The organism is Pedococcus sp. 5OH_020 (assembly GCF_027812955.1).
Taxonomy (GTDB): Bacteria; Actinomycetota; Actinomycetes; order Actinomycetales; family Dermatophilaceae; genus Pedococcus.
Map to the genome: position 1 here is coordinate 197,059 of NZ_JAPYZV010000001.1, position 23,203 is coordinate 220,261.

The 23,203-nt window shown below is 69.4% G+C and carries 18 protein-coding genes; 15 read left to right on the plus strand and 3 right to left on the minus strand.

Annotated elements, in window-relative coordinates; all coding sequences use genetic code 11:
- The first annotated feature begins 205 nt into the window (after positions 1-205).
- The 8 genes from PHA84_RS00900 to PHA84_RS00935 all read left to right on the plus strand — a co-directional run bounded on the left by PHA84_RS00900 (position 206) and on the right by PHA84_RS00935 (position 11,654).
- A complete protein-coding gene (locus PHA84_RS00900) occupies positions 206-1,201 on the plus strand; it encodes an ABC transporter substrate-binding protein (protein ID WP_270886197.1) in 996 nt (331 codons plus the stop codon).
- Positions 1,202-1,379: 178 nt separating this feature from the next.
- Positions 1,380-3,818 (plus strand): GcvT family protein, encoded by a 2,439-nt coding sequence (locus PHA84_RS00905; protein ID WP_270886198.1) that lies wholly within the window; start codon positions 1,380-1,382, stop codon positions 3,816-3,818.
- Between the two features lie 118 nt (positions 3,819-3,936).
- Positions 3,937-5,250, plus strand: coding sequence for a serine hydroxymethyltransferase (gene glyA / locus PHA84_RS00910; protein ID WP_270886199.1), 1,314 nt, complete (start codon positions 3,937-3,939; stop codon positions 5,248-5,250).
- Entirely contained in the window at positions 5,250-6,500 is a 1,251-nt protein-coding gene (locus tag PHA84_RS00915) for a sarcosine oxidase subunit beta family protein (RefSeq protein ID WP_270886200.1), read from the plus strand. The genes glyA and PHA84_RS00915 overlap by 1 nt, the downstream gene beginning before the upstream one ends.
- A gap of 64 nt (positions 6,501-6,564) precedes the next feature.
- Positions 6,565-6,843: a sarcosine oxidase subunit delta gene (locus tag PHA84_RS00920; RefSeq protein WP_270886201.1), complete on the plus strand. Its 279-nt coding sequence runs from the start codon at positions 6,565-6,567 to the stop codon at positions 6,841-6,843.
- Positions 6,840-9,701, plus strand: a complete 2,862-nt coding sequence (locus tag PHA84_RS00925; protein WP_270886202.1) for an FAD-dependent oxidoreductase — start codon at positions 6,840-6,842, stop codon at positions 9,699-9,701. The genes PHA84_RS00920 and PHA84_RS00925 overlap by 4 nt, the downstream gene beginning before the upstream one ends.
- Complete coding sequence (locus tag PHA84_RS00930; RefSeq protein ID WP_270886203.1) at positions 9,691-10,287, plus strand: sarcosine oxidase subunit gamma; 597 nt, start codon at positions 9,691-9,693, stop codon at positions 10,285-10,287. Before PHA84_RS00925 ends, PHA84_RS00930 begins: the two co-directional genes overlap by 11 nt.
- Positions 10,284-11,654, plus strand: coding sequence for an L-serine ammonia-lyase (locus PHA84_RS00935; protein ID WP_270886204.1), 1,371 nt, complete (start codon positions 10,284-10,286; stop codon positions 11,652-11,654). Before PHA84_RS00930 ends, PHA84_RS00935 begins: the two co-directional genes overlap by 4 nt.
- 301 nt (positions 11,655-11,955) lie before the next feature.
- On the opposite strand, the gene PHA84_RS00940 is transcribed toward PHA84_RS00935, so the two are convergent.
- Positions 11,956-13,140, minus strand: a complete 1,185-nt coding sequence (locus PHA84_RS00940) for a serine hydrolase domain-containing protein (protein WP_270886205.1) — start codon at positions 13,138-13,140, stop codon at positions 11,956-11,958.
- A 359-nt stretch (positions 13,141-13,499) separates the two neighbouring features.
- On the opposite strand from PHA84_RS00940, the gene PHA84_RS00945 reads away from it, so the two are divergent.
- The gene (locus PHA84_RS00945) at positions 13,500-14,747 is read left to right on the plus strand and encodes an HU family DNA-binding protein (protein WP_270886206.1); all 1,248 of its coding nucleotides are present in this window, start codon (positions 13,500-13,502) and stop codon (positions 14,745-14,747) included.
- 224 nt (positions 14,748-14,971) lie between these two features.
- Here PHA84_RS00945 and PHA84_RS00950 read toward each other — a convergent pair whose 3' ends face one another.
- Entirely contained in the window at positions 14,972-15,871 is a 900-nt protein-coding gene (locus PHA84_RS00950; RefSeq protein ID WP_270886207.1) for a DMT family transporter, read from the minus strand.
- A 306-nt stretch (positions 15,872-16,177) separates the two neighbouring features.
- Here PHA84_RS00950 and PHA84_RS00955 point away from each other — a divergent pair, with 306 nt between their 5' ends.
- Positions 16,178-16,333: a hypothetical protein gene (locus tag PHA84_RS00955; protein WP_270886208.1), complete on the plus strand. Its 156-nt coding sequence runs from the start codon at positions 16,178-16,180 to the stop codon at positions 16,331-16,333.
- A 153-nt stretch (positions 16,334-16,486) separates the two neighbouring features.
- Here PHA84_RS00955 and PHA84_RS00960 read toward each other — a convergent pair whose 3' ends face one another.
- Complete coding sequence (locus PHA84_RS00960) at positions 16,487-17,299, minus strand: IclR family transcriptional regulator (RefSeq protein WP_270886209.1); 813 nt, start codon at positions 17,297-17,299, stop codon at positions 16,487-16,489.
- A 239-nt stretch (positions 17,300-17,538) separates the two neighbouring features.
- Here PHA84_RS00960 and betA point away from each other — a divergent pair, with 239 nt between their 5' ends.
- The 5 genes from betA (at position 17,539) to PHA84_RS00985 (ending at position 23,160) form a co-directional block, all read left to right on the plus strand.
- Positions 17,539-19,200: a choline dehydrogenase gene (betA, locus tag PHA84_RS00965; RefSeq protein ID WP_270886210.1), complete on the plus strand. Its 1,662-nt coding sequence runs from the start codon at positions 17,539-17,541 to the stop codon at positions 19,198-19,200.
- Between the two features lie 127 nt (positions 19,201-19,327).
- Positions 19,328-19,696 (plus strand): bifunctional 3-phenylpropionate/cinnamic acid dioxygenase ferredoxin subunit, encoded by a 369-nt coding sequence (locus PHA84_RS00970; protein WP_270886211.1) that lies wholly within the window; start codon positions 19,328-19,330, stop codon positions 19,694-19,696.
- Positions 19,693-20,913, plus strand: coding sequence for an NAD(P)/FAD-dependent oxidoreductase (locus PHA84_RS00975; protein ID WP_270886212.1), 1,221 nt, complete (start codon positions 19,693-19,695; stop codon positions 20,911-20,913). The genes PHA84_RS00970 and PHA84_RS00975 overlap by 4 nt, the downstream gene beginning before the upstream one ends.
- Before the next feature lie 115 nt (positions 20,914-21,028).
- Positions 21,029-22,174 carry an aromatic ring-hydroxylating oxygenase subunit alpha gene (locus PHA84_RS00980; protein WP_270886213.1) on the plus strand — a complete coding sequence of 382 codons (1,146 nt, stop codon included), beginning with the start codon at positions 21,029-21,031 and terminating at the stop codon, positions 22,172-22,174.
- 131 nt (positions 22,175-22,305) lie between these two features.
- Positions 22,306-23,160, plus strand: a complete 855-nt coding sequence (locus PHA84_RS00985) for a bifunctional methylenetetrahydrofolate dehydrogenase/methenyltetrahydrofolate cyclohydrolase (protein ID WP_270886214.1) — start codon at positions 22,306-22,308, stop codon at positions 23,158-23,160.
- Positions 23,161-23,203: the final 43 nt, after the last annotated feature.

Here is a 23,203-nt window from a genome sequence, read left to right on the forward strand (position 1 = left end):
AAGGCATCCCTCCAGGCAGGCCACAGACCACGCAAGCCGACAGATCAACCCCACCGCTCCACCCCACCGCTCCACCCCACCGCTCCACCTGGCCAGGTGCCCAGCTGGGCCTGACCGGCAGCCCGGCACCCGCCGTCCGCCGCGTCGTCCGTCCGGCACCAGCCAGCCATAGCACCAGCCCACGCGTCGACCGAAAGGCACCATCATGTTCCGAACCACCGGCATCACCCCCCGGCCTCGAGCGGTCGCGGGTCTCGCCGCCGCTGGGCTCGCCCTCTCGCTGAGCGCCTGCGGTGGCGCCAAGGTGGGCGACACAGCGGCCGGCGCGCAGAGTGGGGGAGGAGCCAGCGGCAAGTGCGGCACCTTCAACCTGGCAGTGAACGCCTGGGTCGGCTACGAGGCCGACGCGGCGGTCGTGGCGTATGTGGCGAAGCACAAGCTCGGCTGCAAGGTCGTGCCCAAGAACCTCGACGAACAGGTGTCCTGGCAGGGTTTCGGGACCGGCGAGGTGGACGCGATCCTGGAGAACTGGGGCCACGACGACCTTGCGAAGAAGTACATCACCGAGCAGAAGGTCGCCCAGGACGCCGGTCCCACGGGGAACATCGGCGTGATCGGCTGGTATGTGCCCCCCTTCCTGGCGAAGCAGCATCCCGACATCCTCGACTGGCACAACCTCAACAAGTACGCCAACCTCTTCGCGACGTCGGAGTCTGGTGGCAAGGGCCAGGTCCTCGACGGCGACCCCGGGTTCGTGACCAACGACGCGGCGCTGGTCAAGAACCTCGGTCTCGACTACAAGGTCGTCTATGCGGGCTCCGAGGCAGCCCTCATCACGAGCTTCCGGCAGGCGGAGCAGAGCAAGAAGCCCATGATCGGCTACTTCTACTCACCCCAGTGGTTCCTGGCCGAGGTTCCGCTGGTGAAGGTGAACCTGCCGAAGTACACGAAGAACTGCGACGCGGTGCCGGCCAAGGTCGCCTGCGACTACCCGGAGTACAACCTCAACAAGGTGGTGAGCACGAAGTTCGCCCAGTCGGGCAGCCCGGCCTACCAGCTGGTGAAGAACTTCAAGTGGACCAACGAGGACCAGAACGTCGTCGCCCGGTCCATCGCCCAGGACAAGCTGTCCGACGAGGCTGCCGCAAAGAAGTGGGTGGACGCCAACCCGGACAAGGTGAACGCCTGGCTGGCCGACTGACGCCTGCCTGACCGACGCCTGTCAGGACCCGCCTGTCAGCACCGTGCCCGGCCCCGGACGACCGTCCTGGGCCGGGCATGGTCATGACCGCTGGGACTCTTGACAGCGGTCCGGCGGTCCGCGACGATTGTTGCGGAGCGCGCATTCTGTTGCGGAAGACGCATCAACGGAGGTTGGTATGACGGGTCCTCAGGTGGTCATCATCGGTGCCGGTGTCGTCGGCGCTGCACTGGTCGACGAGCTCACAGCTCGCGGGTGGGACGACGTCACCATCGTCGACCAGGGTGACCTGCCGGCCCCCGGCGGCTCCACGTCGCACGCCCCCGGACTCGTCTTCCAGGCCAGCGGCTCGAAGACCATGACCGAGCTCGCGCGGTACACCGTCGAGAAGCTCTGCTCGCTCGAGGCGGAGGCCGGTCCCTGCTTCCTGCAGGTGGGTGGGCTCGAGGTGGCCACCACGCCGGAGCGCGTGGCCGAGCTGCACCGCCGGCATGGCTGGCTGACGGCGTGGGGCGTGGAGTCCCGCCTGCTGGACGCTCGCGAGACCGCTGCGCTCTACCCCCTCCTGGACCCCGAGGTGGTGCTCGCGGGGCTGCACACGCCGACCGACGGGCTCGCCAAGGCGGTCAACGCGGTGGACGCGCAGACCCGACGGGCCGCCTCCCGTGGTGCGCGGCTGCTGCCCCGCCACGAGGTCCTCGACATCACGGTGGCGGACGGCAGGGTGACCGGCGTCGTCACCGACCATGGCGAGCTGCCCGCTGACATCGTGGTGTGCTGCGCCGGGATCTGGGGACCCGTCATCGCCGCGAAGGTCGGGCTGCGGCTCCCCTTGACGCCTCTGGCGCACCAGCTGGCGTGGACCTCGCAGGTACCCGACCTGGCCGGTGCGGCGCAGGAGGCGACCCTGCCCATCCTGCGTCACCAGGACCAGGACCTCTACTACCGCGAGCGGTTCGACACCATCGGCATCGGCTACTACGGTCACCGCCCCATGCCCATCCGGGCGGAGGACATCGCGCGCCTGGACGAGTCGCAGGAGATGCCCTCTGTGCTCGAGTTCACCGCCGAGGACTTCGAGGAGGCCTGGAAGCAGACGCAGGTCCTGCTGCCCTCGACGCGCGACGCCAAGATCGAGGAGGGAATCAACGGCCTCTTCTCCTTCACGACCGACAACATGCCCCTCATCGGCGAGTCGCCGGACGTCAGCGGCTTCTGGGTCGCGGAGGCGGTCTGGGTGACCCACTCGGCCGGTGTCGGCCGCGCAGTGGCCGAGCTGCTCGTCGACGGCTACTGCTCCAGCTTCGACCTGCACGAGTGCGACCTCGGCCGGTTCGAGGAGCACCAGCTGTCGCCGGAGTACGTCCTCACCAGGGACTGCCAGAACTTCGTCGAGGTGTACGACATCCTCCACCCGCTGCAGCCGACGGGCAGCCCACGGCCCATCCGGACCAGCCCGTTCTACGGGCGCCAACAGGCGCTCGGCGCCGAGTTCCTCGAGGCGTCGGGGTGGGAGCGGCCGCAGTGGTACGCCGCCAACGCGGCGCTCGTCCAGGGCCGCGACATCCCGACCCCGAACGACTGGGCCGCCAAGTACTGGTCGCCCATCGTGGCGGCCGAGGCCCAGGCGACCAGGGAGCGCGTCGCGATGTACGACATGACCGCGCTCAAGCGCCTGGAGGTCACGGGGCCGGGGGCCGCGACGTTCCTCAACGGGCTCGTCACCGGCAACGTCGACAAGTCGGTCGGCTCGGTGACGTACTGCCTGTTGCTCGACGTAGACGGCGGCATCCGCAGCGACATCACGGTGGCTCGCCTGGCAGCGGACCGCTTCCAGGTCGGCGCCAACGGCAATGCCGACCTCGACTGGCTGACCCGCCACCTTCCGGCCGACGGCAGTGCCCAGGTCCGCGACATCACCGCGGGGACGTGCTGCATCGGACTGTGGGGGCCACGGGCCCGCGACCTCATCCAGCCCCTCACCGACACGGACTTCAGCCACGGGGCGCTCAAGTACTTCCGCGCCACGTCCGCTTTCCTCGGCACGGTGCCCGTGACGGCGATGCGCCTGTCCTACGTCGGTGAGCTGGGATGGGAGCTCTACACGACTGCCGACCACGGCCAGCGACTGTGGGACCTGCTGTGGGAGGCGGGGCAGCAGTACGGAGTCATCGCGGCCGGGCGGGGCGCCTTCGCCAGTCTGCGGCTGGAGAAGGGCTACCGCTCTTATGGCGCCGACATGACCGCCGAGCACGACCCCTACGAGGCGGGCCTGGGCTTCGCCGTCAAGCTCGACAAGGGCGACTTCGTCGGTCGCGAGGCCCTGGTGGCGCGCCAGGACTCCAGCACCCGCCGGCTCAGCTGCCTGACCCTCCCCGAACGCGGCAGCGTCGTGGTCGGCAAGGAGCCGGTGTATTCGGGTGACCGTTGCGTCGGCTACGTGACCAGCGCCGCGTACGGCTACACCATCGGCAAGGGAGTGGCCTATGCGTGGCTCCCCACGGAGCTCGCAGAGGTCGGGACCAAGGTCGAGATCGGGTACTTCGACCGACGGGTGGATGCCGTCGTCACGGCCGAGCCACTCTTCGACCCCGCGATGGAGCGGCTGCGCAGCTAGCGCCAGGGAACCCGTGGCAGACAGCCACCAGCCCCGCGGCGGCGCCTGGCTGAGTGCGTCCGCCGCCCAGATGACCTCCAGAACCAGTCCCAGACACACAAGACGAAGGTGGCGCACCGTGACGACCAGCACTCCGCTCCTCGACCAGAGCCGGCTCCTGTCCGCGGGTCTGGCAGAGGTGGACCCCGAAGTGGCCTCAGCCATCGGCGACGAGCTGCGGCGTCAGCAGCTCACCCTGGAGATGATCGCGTCGGAGAACTTCGCCCCGACTGCCGTGATGCAGGCCCAGGGCTCGGTTCTCACCAACAAGTACGCCGAGGGGTACCCGGGCCGTCGCTACTACGGCGGCTGCGAGCACGTGGACGTCATCGAGCAGCTGGCGATCGACCGTGTGACCGCCCTCTTCGGGTCGACGTTCGCGAACGTCCAGCCGCACTCTGGCGCCCAGGCCAACACCGCAGTGTTCTTCGCGCTGCTACAACCCGGAGACACCATCCTGGGTCTGAGCCTCGCCCACGGGGGCCATCTCACCCACGGGATGAAGCTCAACTACTCCGGCAAGATGTTCGACGTCGTGCCGTACCACGTCCGCGAGTCCGACGGCTTGGTCGACATGGACGAGGTCGAGCGGCTGGCAGTCGAGCACCGGCCCAAGCTCATCGTTGCCGGCTGGTCCGCGTACCCCCGGCAGCTGGACTTCGTACGGTTCCGCGCCATCGCGGACTCCGTCGGCGCGTACCTCATGGTCGACATGGCGCACTTCGCCGGGCTGGTGGCAGCGGGGCTGCACCCTTCTCCGGTCCCGTACGCCGACGTCACGACGACGACGACGCACAAGACCCTGGGTGGCCCACGCGGCGGGGTCATCCTGACCAACGACGCGGCGATCGCCAAGAGGGTGAGCTCCGCGGTCTTTCCCGGCATGCAGGGTGGTCCGCTTGAGCACGTCATCGCGGCAAAGGCCGTGGCGTTCAAGCTCGCCGCCGAGCCGGAGTTCAAGGAGCGGCAGCGGCGGACCCTCGAGGGGGCGCGGATCCTCGCCGAGCGGCTGAGTGGACCCGATACCGCCGCCGCCGGCGTCAAAGTCCTCACGGGCGGCACGGACGTGCACCTCGTGCTGGTCGACCTACGCGAGTCCGAGCTGGACGGGAAGCAGGCCGAGGACCGCCTGCACGAGATCGGGATCACGGTGAACCGCAACGCCGTCCCATCGGACCCGCGACCGCCGATGGTCACCTCAGGACTGCGGATCGGGACGCCGGCGCTGGCGACTCGGGGTTTCGACGCGGAGGACTTCGCCGAGGTGGCGGACGTCATCGCACTGGCCCTGGCTCCGGTCATCGACGAGGAGACGAAGGCGCGGCTGCGTGGCCGGGTCGAGGCGCTCGCGACGCGGCGACCGCTCTACGCCAACCTCGAGGAGGAGGGCTGATGAGGATCAGCTCGGTCGGCAGCTCGACGACCCCCGGAGCCGACCTGCCCGACCACCCGTCCTTCCTCTGGCGCAACCCGGAGCCGAAGAAGCACTACGACGTCGTCGTCATCGGTGGCGGCGGGCACGGCTTGGCCACGGCGTACTACCTGGCCAAGAACCACGGCATCACCAACGTCGCTGTGCTGGAGAAGGGTTGGCTGGCGGGCGGCAACATGGCCCGCAACACCACCATCATCAGGTCCAACTACCTGTGGGACGAGAGCGCCGGGATCTACGAGCACTCCCTGAAACTGTGGGAGACGCTCGAGCAGGAGCTGGACTACCCGATCCTCTTCAGCCAGCGAGGCGTCCTGAACCTCGCGCACACCTTGCAGGACGTCCGCGACAGTGTCAGGCGGGTCAACGCCAACAAGCTGAACGGCATCGACGCCGAGTGGGTGGACGCCCAGCAGGTCAAGGAGCTCTGCCCGATCGTCAACATCTCGCCGGACGTGCGTTACCCCGTGCTGGGCGCCACGTACCAGCCGAGAGCGGGCATCGCGAAGCACGACTACGTCGCCTGGGGATTCGCACGCGCCGCGAACGCGATGGGGGTCGACCTCATCCAGGACTGTGAGGTCACCGGTCTGGACGTCGTCGACGGTCGGGTAACCGCCGTGGGGACGACCCGCGGAACCATAGGAGCAGGAAGGGTCGCCCTGTGCGCGGCGGGGCACTCCTCGGTCCTGGCGAAGATGGTGGACCTGGAGCTGCCGCTGCAGTCCCATCCCCTGCAGGCCCTGGTCTCCGAGCTCCTGGAGCCGGTGCACCCGACCGTCGTCATGTCGAACGCGGTGCACGTCTACGTGTCCCAGGCGCACAAGGGTGAGCTGGTGATGGGTGCCGGGGTGGACAGCTACAACGGGTATGGCCAGCGGGGCGCCTTCCACATCATCGAGCGCCAGATGGCGGCAGCCCTGGAGCTGTTCCCGGTGTTCGCCCGCGCGCACCTGCTGCGCACGTGGGCGGGCATCGTCGACACCACTCCGGACGCCTCGCCGATCGTCGGGCTGACGCCCGTCGAGGACCTGTACCTCAACTGCGGATGGGGCACCGGCGGGTTCAAGGCGACGCCGGGAGTCGGGTGGTGCTTCGCCGACACGGTGGCCGAGGGCCGGCCGCATCCGCTCATCTCCGCCTTCACGCTCGACCGCTTCACGACCGGCGCACTCGTCGACGAGCACGGCGCCGCCGCCGTCGCCCACTGAGTGCGTCGGACCCCACGCAACGAGCGTCACAGCTCATCCAACGCCCGACCCAGGAGCAGGAACGATGCAGCTCATCCCATGCCCGTGGTGTGGGCCTCGCGACGAGGTGGAGTTCCACTACGGCGGCGCGGCTCATGTCGCCTACCCCGAGGACCCGCAGTCGCTCACGGACGAGGACTGGGCGCGGTACGTCTTCTTCAGGGACAACCCGAAGGGGCCGTTCGCCGAGCGCTGGTGCCATACGGCCTCCTGCCGGCGGTGGTTCAACGCCATCCGTGACACCGCGACGCACCAGGTGCTCGCCGTCTACCGGATGGACGAGGCGAAGCCGGTGACCTCATGAGCCTTTACCGCCTGCCCGACCGCGGCCGGGTCGACCGCAGCACGCCGGTCACCTTCACGTACAACGGCTCGCCCTACACCGGGTATGCCGGGGACACCCTCGCATCGGCGCTGCTCGCCAACGGCGTCCACCAGGTCACGACGAGCATCAAGTACGGCCGGCCTCGGGGGATCATGGCGGCAGGCCCCGAGGACCCCAACGCACTCGTCCAGGTCGAGACTCCTTTCCCCGAGCCGATGCTCACCGCCACGACGGTCGAGCTGTACGACGGGCTGGTCGCCTCGGGGCTGTCCGGACAGGGCCGGCTGGCCACCGAGCCGGACCCGGCGCGGTACGACGCGATGCACCAGCACTGCGACGTACTCGTCGTGGGTGCGGGACCGGCGGGGCTGACCGCGGCCTTGACCGCCGCGCGGTCCGGCGCGCGGGTCGTCCTCCTCGACGACCAGCCCGAGGCCGGCGGATCCCTTCTCGGGACGACCGAGCTGATCGACGACCGCCCGGCGCTGGAATGGGTCGAGGCAGCGGTCGCCGAGCTGGACAGCCTGCCGGAGGTGCGGGTCCTGTCACGGACCACCGCATTCGGCTTCTACGACGACGGTTTCGTACTCGCGCTGGAGCGACGCACCGACCATCTCGGCTTCGCCGCGCCCGAGCACCTGTCCAGGCAGCGGGTCTGGCGTCTGCGGGCCAAGCACGTCGTCCTCGCCACGGGGGCCCACGAGCGGCCGGTCGTGTTCGCCGACAACGACCGGCCCGGAACCATGCTCGCCGCGAGCGCGCGCACCTACCTGCACCGCTACGGCGTCCGCTGCGGGCAGAGGGCGGTCGTGTTCACCACCAACGACTCCGCCTACCAGGCCGCGGTGGACCTGGCCGATGCCGGACTCGAGGTGGCCGCGGTCATCGATGCTCGACCCCAGTCGCCGGCTGGCTGGGCCGCCGAGTGCGCCGAGCGCGGCATCGAGGTGAGAAGCGGCCACGTGGTCACGGGGACCACAGGGCACGAGCGCGTCATCCGGGCGCATGTAGCCCAGCTCACCGACGGGCGGCCGCAGCTGAGGTCAGGCATCGGCTGTGACCTGCTGCTGGTGTCCGGTGGGTGGAACCCAGCCGTACACCTGTTCAGCCAGGCCGGCGGCCGGCTGTCCTACGACGATGCGCTGGGGGCCTTCGTGCCCAGCAGCAGCCTCGAGGCAGTCACCGTCGCCGGCGCAGCTCGAGGGACGTTCCAGCTCGACGGCTGCCTCGCCGACGGTGGCGAAGCGGCGCAGCGGGCTCTTGCGGGCCTCGGTCGCCCGACCGCGGGTGGGACGCCACCCCGCCCTTCCGCCGCGCACGAGTCCGCGGAGCGCCCGTTGACCCTCTGGACCGTGCCCGACCCTGACGAGCAGCACGCGGGAGCCACGCAGTTCGTGGACCTCCAGCGTGACGCGACGGTCGCCGATGTGCTGCGCGCCACCGGTGCCGGCCTGCGCTCGGTGGAGCATGTCAAGCGGTACACGACCATCGGAACGGCCCATGACCAGGGCAAGACGTCGGGGATCATCTCCTCCGGGCTGGTGGCGCAGTCCGTGCGTGCTGGCATCGCCGACCTCGGTACGACGACGTTCCGTCCGCCCTACACGCCGGTGTCCTTCGCCGCGCTGGCGGGACGGGACCGGGGGCACCTGCACGACCCGGAGCGCGTCACCCCCCTGCACCTGCTCCATGTCGCGGCGGGGGCGGACTTCGAGGATGTGGGGCAGTGGAAGCGACCGCGGTACTTCCCGCGGGCTGGCGAGGACATGGACACGGCGGTGCTCCGCGAGTGTCGTGCGGCGCGCGAGTCGGTGGCGATGATGGACGCCTCGACCCTGGGCAAGATCGAGGTGGAAGGGCCGGACGCCGCCGAGCTGCTGGACCGGCTCTACACCAACCTCATGAGCTCGCTGAAGGTCGGCTTCATCCGCTATGGGGTCATGTGCGGCGTGGATGGCATGGCGATCGACGACGGCACGGTGATGCGGCTCGCGGACGACCGCTTCCTGCTGACCACCACCACCGGGAACGCCGCCAAGATCCTCGACTGGATGGAGGAGTGGCTCCAGACCGAGTGGCCGGACCTCGCGGTTCGGCTGACGTCCGTGACGGAACAGTGGGCCACAGTCGCTCTGGTGGGGCCACGGTCGCGGGACGTGCTCGCCCTCGTGGCGCCGGAGCTGGCGGTCGACAACGACTCCTTCCCCTTCATGACCTGGCGGGAGGCAATGGTCGCCGGCGTGCCGGCAAGGGTCTGTCGGATCAGCTTCTCCGGCGAGCTGGCCTTCGAGGTCAACGTCAGTGGCTGGGACGCCGTGACTCTGTGGGAGGCGCTGCTCGCGGCGGGCGAGTCCTACGGCATCACGGCGTACGGCACGGAGACGATGCACGTCCTGCGCGCCGAGAAGGGCTACCCCATCATCGGGCAGGACACCGACGGGACTGTCACGCCGCAGGACCTCGGGATGTCCTGGGTCGTCTCCAAGAAGAAGCCCGACTTCATCGGCAAGCGCTCGTTCGCGCGTGCGGAGAACCAGCGGGCGGACCGCAAGCACCTCGTGGGACTCCTGCCGGTGCAGCGCGACATCCTGCTTCCCGAGGGCGCGCAGCTCGTCGCCGACCCGCAGATCGGGCCGCCACCGGTACGGATGCTGGGGCACGTCACGTCCAGCTACCGCAGCGCCGCGCTGGAGGCGACGTTCGCCCTGGCGCTGGTGAAGGGCGGCCGGGACCGTATCGGCCAGACGCTGTACTCCACGGTGGGTGACGAGCTGGTGCCCGTGACCGTGGCCGAACCCGTGCTCTACGACCCCGAAGGAGCCCGTCGTGACGGTTGATCACCCTCAGAGGCGCAGCCCCCTGGCACACCTGACGGCCGAGCTGGCCGCCACACCTGTCGGAGTGAGCCTGTCCGAGGTTCCCTTCCTCACCCAGCTCAACCTTCGCGTGGACCCGCTGGGCCGGGCCGCCCGCGCGGTCGAGGAGGCGCTCGGCGCCACGCTGCCGACCGCCGCCAACACGGCGGTCGCGGCCGGCGACCTCGACGTGCTGTGGCTCGGGCCCGATGAGTGGCTGCTCGTCGCGCCGGAAGGCCGTCAGGAGAGCCTCGAGAAGTCCCTGCGTCAGGCGATCGGTACGGAGCACGGGGCGGTCGTCGACCTGTCCGCTCATCGCACGACCGTCGAGCTGTCTGGCGCTCTGGCCCGCGACCTGCTGGCCAAGGGTTGTTCGCTCGACCTCCATCCTGCCGTTTTCACCACCGGCAGCTGCGCGCAGCTGCCGCTTGCCCAGGCGCCCGTGCTGCTCCTCGCCCGTGACAGTGAGATGCCCAGGTACTGGCTCCTGGTCCGCACCTCCTTCGCTCCCTATGTCGCAGCCTGGCTCCTGGACGCCTGCGTCGAGTACGCGGCCAGCGGCCCATGACCATCAGCGTCTTCGACCTGTTCTCCATCGGAATAGGGCCGTCCAGCTCGCACACGGTGGGACCGATGCGAGCTGCGTGCACCTTCGCCGAGGCATTGGCCGCCGAGGGCGTGCTGCCACAGGTCGCGAGGGTGCGCGTCGAGCTCTTCGGCTCCCTGGGGGCGACCGGGCACGGCCATGGCAGCGTCAAAGCGGTGATTCTCGGCCTGGAGGGGGAGCGGCCGGAGCTCGTGGATCCCACGGCGGCGCAGCCCCGGGCCGACAGGGTCGCCTCCGAGAACCGGCTGCTCCTCGCGGGCCGGCAGCAGATCCGCTTCAGCGTCGAGGATGTCGTCCTCCACCGACGGCGTACGCTCCCGTTCCATCCCAACGGCATGACGTTCCTGGCGGCTGACTCGCGAGGCACCGTTCTGGCCGAACGGACGTACTACTCGGTTGGCGGTGGCTTCGTCGTCACGGAGTCGGAGACCGGTGACCGACGGCTCGAGCCGGATCAGACCCCGGTGCGATACCCGTTCCGAACGGGGGGACAGCTCCTCGAGCACTGCGCACGCGAGCGGCTGCCGATCAGCGGGGTCATGCTGGCGAACGAGCTGGCCTGGCGGTCCGAGGAGGACGTGCGTGCGGGCCTCCTGCACATCTGGTCCGTGATGCAGGAGTGCGTGACCCGCGGTTCCAGTACCGACGGCGTGCTGCCCGGCGGGCTGAAGGTACGCCGTCGTGCCACGGCCCTGCGGGCCACGCTCGAGGCGGTCGTTGACGGGACCGACCCGCTGCGCGGCCTGGAGTGGGTCAGCCTTTTCGCGCTGGCAGTCAACGAGGAGAACGCGGCCGGTGGCCGGGTGGTGACGGCGCCTACCAACGGAGCAGCCGGCATCATCCCTGCCGTGCTGCACTACTACGACCGGTTCGTTCCCGGGGCGGATGACGACGGCGTCGTCCGGTTCCTGCTGACCGCCGCGGCGATCGGGGTGCTGTTCAAGGAGAACGCCTCGATCTCCGGTGCCGAGGTGGGGTGCCAGGGCGAGGTCGGCTCCGCATGCGCCATGGCGGCAGCCGCACTCGCGGAGGTCATCGGAGGCACCCCCGAGCAGGTCGAGAACGCCGCCGAGATCGGCATCGAGCACAACCTCGGCCTCACCTGCGACCCGGTCGGCGGGCTGGTGCAGATCCCGTGCATCGAGCGGAACGCGGTGGCCTCGGTCAAGGCGATCACCGCGGCCCGGATGGCGCTGTACGGCGACGGGCACCACCACGTCTCGCTTGACAAGGCCATCAAGACCATGCGCGAGACCGGCGCCGACATGTCCGTGAAGTACAAGGAGACCTCGCGAGGAGGCTTGGCAGTCAACGTCGTGGAGTGCTGACCGCCACCAGGCGTTCGGGGCGCGCTTCAGCAACCCGCGCGGCAACCGGTGGGGTCTGGAGCGCGTCACGCTGGCTCCTGGGCTGCTCGCTGAGCGAGCAGAGCGTCGTATGACCCAAGCACGAGATCCCATTCGACGTGCTCTACGTCGGGGGCGCTGACCAGGTGCCCGGCCAGGCGCCGCTCATGCGTAAGGGATGTTCAAGGACTTCTTCTACGCCGCGGTGCTCGGCCAGTGCTCCCAGACGGTTGCCTAACGGCTGCGAGAGAGCGTGCGCCAGCTGGCTGCGACGCCGCGGGAGTCAGGGATTGGCAGCGTGCACCACTGCGTGCGCCAAGCGTTCCAGGTCGTCCTGGCCCAACACGGGTTCACCGGTGCGCAGGTCGACGTAGCTGGAGACGACCATGACGAGGTTGCGGTCGGGCACCACCTGGACGAGCTGGCCGCCCAATCCCCACGCGAAGTAGGACGGCGTGCCATCAACGGTCGTTACCCACCAGAGGTAGCCGTAGTTCGTCGGCGCGAAGCGCCCGTCCGTCGACGGCTGGAACGCCGCGCCGGCCTGGGCAGAGGTTGCCTGTCGTACCCATGCCGCCGGCACAACCTGCCTGCCCTGCCATTGGCCGCCCTGCAGGAACAGCTGCCCTAGGCGGGTCATGTCCTGAGGGCGGATCTTCAGGTGCGCCGCGCCCAAAGCGTGCCCCTGCGGGTCCACCGGCCACGCGAACCCCGCACGCTCGTACTGGCCTAGGTGGGCGTCATCGATAAGGGGCTGGGCTGCTGGCCTCGTCGGGATGCCCAGCGGGTCGAAAAGGTGCGAGCGGGCGTAGGACAGGACGGGCTGACCTGTTGCCTGCTCCAGGATCGGTGACAACAGGTGCGCCCCGTAGTCGGAGTACGCAAAGAGCTTCCCGGGGGCGTCGTCCTGGTGGCGGATGATGAAGCGGACCCAGTCCGGTGAATTGAGCAGCTCGGAACTGCCAAAGCCCGAGGACGTGTCGGTGAACCCGGCCGTCATCGTCAGCAGTTGGCGCAGCGTCACCGCAGCCACGCGCGGGCTCATCTCCGCGGCGTACCGCGGCAGCATCTTGGACAGCCGGTCATCCAGGCGGAGCTCTCCTTCGCTGATGGCCAGCCCGACCAGGGTCGACACGACACTCTTGGTCACCGAGAACGCACTTCTGTACTCCTCCGCGGACGAGCCGTAGTAGCGCTCGAACCGGGTGCGGCCGCTCGTCGTGACGATGATCGCCCGGATCTGGTCGTCGGTGGTGTGCGCGTTGAAGTCCGCCGCTACGGCCGCCGCAACCGGGTCCGGCGCCGACGTCGAAGAGCGCGTGCCGGGCACCGGCGCAGCGGGTGGCCGTTGGTCGCATGCCGCGCTGGGCAACGCAACCGCGGCCAACACCACCATCACGAGGAAGTGGCGACGCGGGTTCGCCGCGCGCCGTCGGCCGAAGGGGTCCCGCTGCGCTGCAGCATCCACGGACCCACTGTCCTCCTTGGCCCGTTCAAGGCACCAGCAGCCGACGGGAGTCACGGAAACTGCCGCGAAACGCAATCCGTGCCTCACACGAGGATCGCCGTGAAACGGTGAGCGTGGTGCGGCGGCAGGAGCGGGCTGTCGATGACGTCTCCTGCCGAGCTGAGGACTGAGTACGCGGCCTCGCGCCGACGAGTGCGCATCGTCGTCCACGTGGGTCGGTGGGAAACGGGCATTGCAGAGGTTGCGCCGCGGACCGTCGGGGTAACAGAGGGCATCGCCGTTCCTGGCGTGGAAGGTGGTCGTGCGTTGGGCGGTGTGTCTTCCGTTGCCCCGCACGGTCCTGACCGGACGGAGATGACGTGAACAAGCATGAGCTGGTCCAAGCCACGGCGGCCGACCTCGACATAGACCGAGCAGCAGCCGAGCGGGCTGTCAACACAGTTCTGGGCACCATCATCAAGACCGTCGCCCGTGGGGACAAGGTATCCCTCACAGGGTTCGGCACGTTCGAGCGCAAAGAGCGGGCGGCCCGCACGGCGCGCAACCCTCGCACCGGCGAGAGCGTGCGGGTCAAGAAGACCCGGGTGCCGGCCTTCCGGCCAGGCACGTCGTTCAAGGAGGTGACCGCGGCCGGTCGCGTACCGCGGGGCGTGCCCACTGAGGACCTGTCGAAGAGGGTCCATCCGCTGGGCGCGGCTGAGACCGCGTCCCCAGCGAAAAGGACGACCCCGAAGGCGACGAGCGGAAAGAAGGCATCGGCGAAGCGCAACGAAGGAAGCCCTAAGAGCACCGACAGCTCAGGCTCCGCGAAGAAGTCCGCACCGGCGAAGAAGTCGGCACCGGCGAAGAAGTCGGCACCGGCGAAGAGGTCCGCGCCGGCGAAGAAGTCGGCACCGGCGAAGAGGTCCGCGCCGACGGCGAAGAAGACGGCACCGGCGAAGAAGTCCGCGCCGACGGCGAAGAAGTCCACGCGGGCGAAGAGCTCGGCACCGACGGCCACGACTGCTCAGGGCCCGAGCACCACGAGGACGGGGACAGCCAAGCGGTCGACGCCTCGCAAGACCGCCCCGGCCCCCGCGGAGATGACGAACGCGGCCACCCAGGCCGCCATCGACACCGCCGCCGCAAAGACGGCTGCGGCAGCTGAGGCGACAAGGCCGAGACGGGGCCGGAAGGCGGCGACACCTGCACCCGCCACCACGAGTGCCGGACGCGAACTGGCGGTGAAGACAGCAGCCGCGAGCACTGCCACTGCGGCCAAGCGGGCGACCCGGTCACGGACCCAGACAGCGCCGGCCGCCGCTGAAACGGCGGGGGGTGCGCGGGACGCTGGAGCCGTTGGGAAGCGGGCGGAGCCTCGTGCGGCGGTGGGCGCGGCCACACTGGCAGAGGCAGCGACCAGTGGCGTCGCGAACCGGGCGGCGCGGTCGGCCCGCCAACGGGGAACCAGCACGCAGACCCCCGCCGTACCGGCCGTCCCGGCGAAGCGGGCGACGGCCCGGCAGCGTGCGGCTTCTGCGCAGCAGCCCACCCCGGCCACGTCCGCCGTCGAGACCGTCGTCGCGAAGACGATGGCCGCCGCACGCCGCGCAGTGAAGGGCACCTGACCCGAGGAGGAGGCAGCTGTCAGGAACCGCAGCATCGCTGGAGGTCTGCGTACGCGATGGTGCCCTCGAGGAAGCCGAGCGTTCTGGAGTCGAGCAGCTGCCCGGTGACCCGCCCAGCGACCTGCGCGCCACCTCGTTAACCCGTCAAGGCTGCCCGTGACCCTTCACCCATCCCTCGAGCCGCGGATCAGCGAACAGACCGCTGCGGCCGCCCTGGCCATGGGTCATTCGCCAACGGGACCAGTGGCGTCGGACCCCTGTTCGGCGCGGACGCGGCTCAGGGCGGTGGCGGCCACGGCCAAGACCACCAGGGCCACCACCTGCCCAGTCACGGCCCAGGTGCCGGTACGCAGATGCTCGTCGTACACGGCGACGCCCAGCGCGACGCTGGCGAGCGGGTCCACGGTCGCGATGGCGGGAAGGCTTGCGTTGAGCGGTCCCGCGCGAAACGCGAGCTGCGCCAAGGCCATCCCAGCAGCACCAGACAGAATGAGCGCCGGCAGCTGCCAGCTGCTCAGGGCGCCGCCGACCCCGTGGTCGGCCGCGACGTTCGTCACGGCCTTGAGCAGCACCGCAGTGCAGGCATAGCTCGTCCCCACTGCCACGCCTATGGTCGCCGCGCGGCCACCGCGACGGAGATGACGCGCGAGCACGATGCTGCCAGCGGCGATACCCACCGCCAAGAGGCCGGCCATGGCGGCCACCCCGTGGTCCGCCTCCTGGGACACCGCCTTGGGGGCGCCCGAGGCGACGAGGAAGGCGGCAATGGCAACAACGAGCAGCACGCCCCAACCGAGCTCACGCCGGCTGATGCGGGTCCTCGCGGTCAGGTGGCCGAGCACCAGGGACGTCACAATCGCGCTCACCAGCACAGGTTGGACCACCGACACTGCGCCAAGGTGCAGGGCCGCCGCCTGCAACCCCAGCCCAGCGGCGTCGGCGAGCAGGCCAGCCAACCACCAAGGGTGGCGCACGGTGTGGCGCAGGAAGTGCACGACGCGGACCGTCCCACGACGACCCCGGGCAGGAGTGATCAGCGTTGCACTGCGGTGCTTCAGGGCGGTCGAGAGTGCGAAGAACACCGTGGCGCCCACGCTCAGCTCGATGACCGCGGCATAGCTCACGATGGGACTCGTGGTCTCACGCCGGCGATGCGCATCGGTGCCTCTCATCTGGGTCCAACGGGCCACCACGGCGATGGGCCCTCCCTTCGGGCAACGCTATAGGCCGGACCGCGCAGCCGGGGCACGCTGGCTGGCTACCTGCCCGTCGCTGCTGATGCAGAGGTGCGGTGCGCCGTGGTCTCTCACCTGCCACCCTCGGACCTTCACAGGTGCCGGGTAGTTCATTCGGTTGACTTCAGCGCCGCCCTGGTCAAGAGCGGGTAAAGCGGGCGAATCGGCAGGCGACATCGGTCATACGGTCGTGCCATGGGAACTTCATCGCATCGCGAGGTCAGCGACGAGGAGCTGCGCGTTGAGATCGAGCTGCTCGCCGACCTCATCGACGCCGCAACCTGGTCGCAGTGTCCGCTCAGCGAGGCACGGATCGACCAGGTGCTGGGCCTCTACGAGAGCGCAGCATGACCATGGTGCGCTGCACCATCACCACCAACCGCCGCCGTGACGTACCCCGGGCAGTCAGTGACTGAGCCTGAGAAGGCGCGCGTGAAACCTCTGGCAGGCAGCCAGGTGCGACGGACAGTCCGAGCCGCCGCAGGGCCCGCCGGGACGGGCGCCTCAGCTGCCGATGTACCCCATGCGCTGGCTGATCTGGCTGCCCGCTGACCGGAGCGCGCCGGCGAGGCCCTCGATGCGGTCAGGGACCAGGCGGAAGGCTGGGCCGGAGGCACTCACGGCCGCGACGACCGCACCGGTGTGGTCCCGCACCGGGACCGCCACCGCGTTGAGCCCGACCTCGTACTCCTCGAAGGTCGTCGCATACCCGTCGGTCCGAGCCTGCACCAGCTGCTTCTGGAGGGCGGCCCGAGAGGTGATCGTGCGCTCGGTCAGCTGCGGCAGCCCAGAGGTCTCGAGGATCTCGTCACGCTGGGCGTCGTCCAGGTGGGCGAGAAGGATCTTCCCGCTCGACGTCGCGTGCAAGGGCGTGAGCTGCCCCATCCAGGTCTGCGCCGAGATGGCCGCGGGGCCCATGGCCTCGGCGACGTTGACTGCGTAGTGCTGGCGGACCACGGCAAGGTTCACCGTCTCGCGGACCTGGGCAGCCAGCTCGTCGAGCACCGGCCTTGCCTGGTGGACGAGGTCGAGACGCACGGGGATCGCGCTGGCCAGCCGCAGGATCCCGAACCCCAGCTGGTACTTGCCGCGGTCCGAGTTCTGCTCGACGAGCCCTCGTTCCTCCAGGGCGGCCAGCAGTCGGAACGCCGTCGACTTGTGCACCTGGAGGTCGGCGGCTACCTCGCTCACCCCGGCGCCGCCCGTGCGAGCCAGAATCTCCAGCACCCGCACGGCGCGGTCGACAGACTGGACTCCGGCGGTGCCTTCACCGTTCGTGCGGCTGTTCTCGCGCCTAGTGGTGCCTTCACCGCTCACGGGGTGTCCTCGTGCCTACTGTCCAGCGCGGCGGCGCTGTCGGTCCGCTGCTTGCTGTTGCTCATGACGCAACTCTATCGCACGTGGGATGTTGCGCATGGTGAACCCTGGTGCGTCATACGCGACTAGCGGTAGAGTCGTGCCTGCCGATCGGCGAACCGTGCCATGTCCTGGCCGGCGACTGTCGCCCACCCTTTGCGCACCGCAGTCTTGCAGCGGTCCACAGTTCGGAGGAAACCATGGCGTCCGCGCAGTACGACTTCGTCATCGTGGGAGGCGGCTCTGCCGGTTCCGCGCTGGCCAACCGACTCTCGGCCGACCCGGCCAACAAGGTCCTCGTCCTCGAGGCGGGTCGCAACGACTCCCTCTGGGACGTTTTCATCCACATGCCCGCCGCCCTGCCGTTCCCTATCGGCAGCCGCTTCTACGACTGGAAGTACGAGTCCGAACCCGAGCCGCACATGAACGGGCGCAAGATCTACCACGCGCGCGGCAAGGTACTCGGCGGCTCCAGCAGCATCAACGGCATGATCTTCCAGCGCGGGAACCCCATGGACTACGAGCGTTGGGGAGGGGAGCCGGGCATGGGGACGTGGGACTACGCCCACTGCCTGCCCTACTTCAACCGGATGGAGAACTGCCTGGCGGCCGACCCCGACGACCCGTTCCGTGGCCATGACGGGCCGCTCGCCCTCGAGCGCGGGCCTGCCGAGAGCCCCCTGTTCGAAGCGTTCTTCAGGGCAGCGGAGCAGGCCGGGTATGCCCGTACGAGCGACGTCAACGGCTACCGCCAGGAGGGGTTCGCCCGGTTCGACCGCAACATCCGCGCGGGGAGGCGGCTCTCGGCGGCGCGGGCGTACCTGCACCCGGTCATGAACCGCCCCAACCTGGACGTCATCACCAGGGCGTTCGTGACGCGGGTGCTCTTCGAGGGCAAGACCGCGGTGGGGGTCGAGTACCAGCATGGCCGCAGCGCCCCGACCACGGCCCGCGGCAAGACGGTGGTCCTGTGCGGGGGCGCCATCAACTCTCCACAGCTGCTCCAGCTGTCGGGCGTCGGTAACGCCGAGGAGCTGTCCGCGCTGGGCATCGACGTGGTGCACCACCTGCCCGGCGTCGGGGAGAACCTGCAGGACCATCTCGAGGTGTACATCCAGTACGCCTGTACCCAGAAGGTCACCATGCAGCGGTACCTCAAGCACCGCTACAAGCCCTGGATCGGCGCGAACTGGCTGTTCCGGCGCAAGGGGCCGGGGGCGACCAACCACTTCGAGGGCGGCGGGTTCGTGCGGGGCAACGACGAGGTGGCCTACCCGAACCTGATGTTCCACTTCCTGCCCATCGCGGTGCGGTACGACGGGTCGTCGCCGGAGGGCGGTGAGGGGTACCAGGTCCATGTCGGGCCGATGTACTCGGACGCGCTCGGGTCGGTGAAGATCAAGAGCAAGGACCCGCGGGAGCACCCCGCGCTGCGGTTCAACTACCTGTCCACGGAGCAGGACCGCCGAGAGTGGGTCGAAGCCGTCCGGGTCGCCAGGTCCATCCTGACCCAACCGGCTCTGGACGAGTTCAACGGCGGGGAGATCTCGCCCGGACCGTCCGTGTCCACCGACGAGGAGATCCTGGAGTGGGTGGCCAAGGATGCCGAGACCGCGCTGCACCCGTCGTGTTCGCTACGGATGGGTGTCGACGAGATGTCGGTGGTCGACCCGCTCACGATGGGGGTGCACGGTCTGGAGGGCCTCAAGGTCGTGGACGCGTCGGTGATGCCGTTCGTCACGAACGGGAACATCTACGCCCCCGTGATGATGGTCGCGGAGAAGGCGGCCGACCTGATCCTGGGGAACACGCCGCTCCCGCCGTCGCCGGTCGAGTTCTACCGCTACCAGCCGGTGCACTGACACCTGCCGGTCACCACCTCGCCCGCGAAGCCTCCGCCTCGCGGGCGAGGTCTTGACAGCGGTTGGACGGCCCCGCAGACTGTTGCGTATCGTGCTCTAAGTTGTGCTATCCGCATTGAGGTGTCCTATGTTGCCCGTCTGTCCTCTGTCATCGCTGGCACCCGGCGAAGCCCTGCGCGTGGAGGCGGACCCGCCCATAGCGGTGTTCCACACGGAGGACGGCGAGGTCTTCGCAGTGGACGACACCTGCACACACCAGGACGCCTCCCTTGCGGACGGCTGGCTGGAGGGGTGCGAGATCGAGTGTCCGTTGCACGCCTCGCGCTTCGACCTCCGCACGGGACAGGTCGACGCGCCACCCGCCAAGAAGCCCGTGCGCACCCACCGGGTCCTGGTCGAGGACGGCCACATCTTCGTCGAGCTGTCGGCCGACGAGCCGAACCTGCCGCCCGGTGTCTCGGTGGCAGGCCAGGCGGCCACCGGTGGCCCGCTATGAGGACGGTCGCGGTCGTCGGCGCGTCGCTGGCGGGCCTCTCCTCTGCCAGGGCTCTGCGGAGCCAGGGGTTCGACGGCCGGCTCGTAGTGATCGGGGACGAGGCCCATCGGCCGTACGACCGGCCCCCTCTGTCCAAGGAGTTCCTGGCCGGAAAGGTGAGCCTGCCGGACATCGCCCTCGAGGCCGACGACGAGGAGCTGGAGGCCGAGTGGCTGCTCGGTGTCCGCGCCGAGAGGCTGGACCAGCAGGGGCAGCAAGTCGTCCTGGGCGACGGAAGGCGCATCCGTGCAGACGGCGTCGTCCTTGCCACGGGAGCCAGCGCAAGGAGCCTTCCAGGCCTGAGCGCCCTGTCAGGTGTCCATGTGCTGCGCACCCTCGATGACGCGCTCGCACTCAGGGCGGAGCTGGAGTCCGGGCGACGTCTCGTGGTCATCGGCGCTGGGTTCATCGGGGCCGAGGTGGCATCGACGGCTCATCAGCTGGGCCTCGACGTGACGGTCGTGGAAGCCATGCCGACTCCTCTCGCCGGACCACTGGGAACTGAGATGGGAGCCGTGGTGGGCGGCCTGCACGCCGACCACGGCGTACGGCTGTTGTGCGGCACCGGGGTCCGTCGCGTCGTGGGCGCCGAGCGCGCCCAAGGCGTCGAGCTCCTCGACGGCACGCTGCTGCAGGCGGACGTCGTACTCGTCGGGGTGGGTGCCCAGCCGAACGTCGACTGGCTCCGCGGATCGGCGCTGGAGCTGGCCGACGGCGTGCAGTGCGACTCGGGTGGCCGCACCGCCGTTCCACACGTCGTGGCGGTCGGTGACTGCGCCGCCTGGTACGACGGGCGGCTGGGCGGCCATCACCGGGTCGAGCACTGGACCGGAGCACTGGACCGCCCCAAGCGCGCCGTGGCGACCCTGCTGTCCGGTGACAGCTCCGGACCCGAACCGGCACCCGCTTACTTCTGGTCCGACCAGTACGACGTGCGGATCCAGTTCGCCGGCAACGCCCAGCTCGCGGACTCTGTCAGGATTGAGGACGGCGACCCCGACGAGCGCTCGTTCCTGGCGGTCTACCGGCGTGACGACGACGCGGTCGCGGTACTGGCAATGAACCAGCCGCGGCTGTTCACCCGCTGGCGTCGGAGCCTCGCCGCCGCACCGGTCACGGCACCGGTCACGACATCGGCCACAGCATCACTCACGGCACCGGTCACAGCAACGCGCTGATCCGGGTTTCCGCCCTTGACAGCGCGGGCTCAGGCCAGCATGCTGTTGCGTATAACACATTGTGTTGCGTCATCTAGAACGCCGTCGGTTCTGCAGTCGTCGTCCAGGAGCCCCCATGACCGTCACCGAGACGTCCCCCAGCCTGATCGCCACCCTGCCTGGCACCGCGTATACGGACGAAGCCGTCTTCGCCGCGGAGCAGGAGCGGATCTTCGAGGCCCAGTGGTTCTGTGCCGCTCGCTCAAGTGACCTCACCGGGCCCGGCTCCTTCCGCACCGTCCAGGTCGGGCGCGAGAGCGTGCTGTTGACCCGAAACCGCAAGGGCGAGGCGCGCGCCTTCTTCAACGTCTGCCGGCACCGGGGTGCCCGGCTGTGCACCGAGGAGTCGGGCGAGGCCAAGCGCTCCTTCCAGTGTCCGTACCACGCATGGACGTACGACTTCGACGGCAAGCTGGTCGCTGCCCCGAACCTGACGAAGATGCCCGACATCGACCGTGTCGAGTACGGGCTTGCCACGATCTCGGTCCAGGAGTGGCTGGGCTACATCTGGGTGTGTCTGGCACCGGAGCCGCCCTCGTTCGACGAGACCGTACGCAGCGCAGTCGTCGAGCGTCTGGGGGACCTCGAGTCCATCGAGGCGTACGACGTCGAGCACCTCGCCGTCGGACGCCGCATCGTCTACGACGTCAAGGCGAACTGGAAGCTCATCGTGGAGAACTTCATGGAGTGCTACCACTGCGCGACCATCCACCCGGAGCTGACGGAGGTCCTGCCGGAGTTCGCGGACGGGTATGCAGCGCAGTACTTCGTCGGTCACGGCGCCGAGTTCGGCGACGGCGTCAAGGGCTTCACGGTCGACGGGTCGGAGGGCCTGGAGCGCATCCCGGGAGTCTCCGAGGACCAGGACCGGCGGTACTACGCCATCACGGTCAAGCCGCAGGTGTTCATCAACCTCGTGCCCGACCACGTGATCTTCCACCGGATGTACCCGATGGCGGCCGACCGCACCGTCGTCGAGTGTGACTGGCTCTACCTGCCCGGCGTGGTGGAGAGCGGCAAGGACGTGGCCGCGTCCGTGGAGCTGTTCCACCGGGTGAACCAGCAGGACTTCGACGCCTGCGAGCGCTGCCAACCGGCAATGAGCTCCCGCGTGTACGCCCGGGGCGGCGTACTCGTGCCGAGCGAGCACCACATCGGCGAGTTCCACGAGTGGGTCCAGGACAAGATCGCCGGCGCCGTCCCCAGCGCCCCCACGGCCTGAAGTCCCGTGTCCGAGGCGGCGGTCCCCCCACAGCCTGAGCCGGTGTCCGAGGGGCCGCTGCTGGCCGCTCCGGTGCTTGCCGCTCCGGTACTTGCGGGTCTGCTGGCTCTACGTCGAGGAAGCGAGCTCACATGGCCACCGCCACACTGATCGACGGCAAGCGCGTCGCCGAGCAGGTCAAGCTTGACCTGGCCGACCGGATCGCCATGCTTCAGGTGCAGGGGATCAGGCCGGGTCTGGGAACCATCCTCGTGGGCGACGACCCCGGTAGCCGGTCGTACGTCGCCGGAAAGCACCGCGACTGCCGTCAGGTCGGCATGCACTCGATCCGGGTGGACCTGCCCGCCACCGCGTCGCAGGAGCAGATTGAGGAGGCGGTGCTACGGCTCAACGCCGACCCGGCCTGCACCGGGTTCATCGTCCAGCTGCCGCTGCCGGCACACGTGGACACCCACCGGGTGCTGGACCTCGTGGACCCGGCCAAGGATGCGGACGGTCTCCATCCGGTGAACCTCGGGCGCCTGGTGCTCGGCATGCCGGGGCCGCTGCCCTGCACGCCCCGCGGCATCATCGAGCTGCTGCGCCACCATGACATCCCGATCACCGGAGCGCAGTTCTGTGTCATCGGGTGTGGGTTGACCGTCGGCCGCCCGCTCGGTCTGATGCTGACGCGCCGCAGCGAGCACGCTACGGTCACGCTCTGCCATGAGGCCACGGTGGACGTCGCGGCTCACACCCGCATCGCCGATGTGGTGATCGCAGCCGCGGGGGTGGCTCACCTCGTCCAGTCGGACTGGGTCAGCCCGGGCGCGACAGTGCTGTCGGTAGGCATCACCCGCACCATCGAAGGCATCCTGGGCGACGTGCACCCGTCGGTCCACACCGTCGCCGGCAAGGTCACAGGCGCGACGGGGGGAGTGGGCCCCATGACGCGGGCCATGCTGCTCACCAACGTCGTGGAGATGGCCGAGCAGGCTGCGGCGTAGCGTCCGGACGCCGGTGAGGCGCCCTGGTGCGCCGCCCTGTACG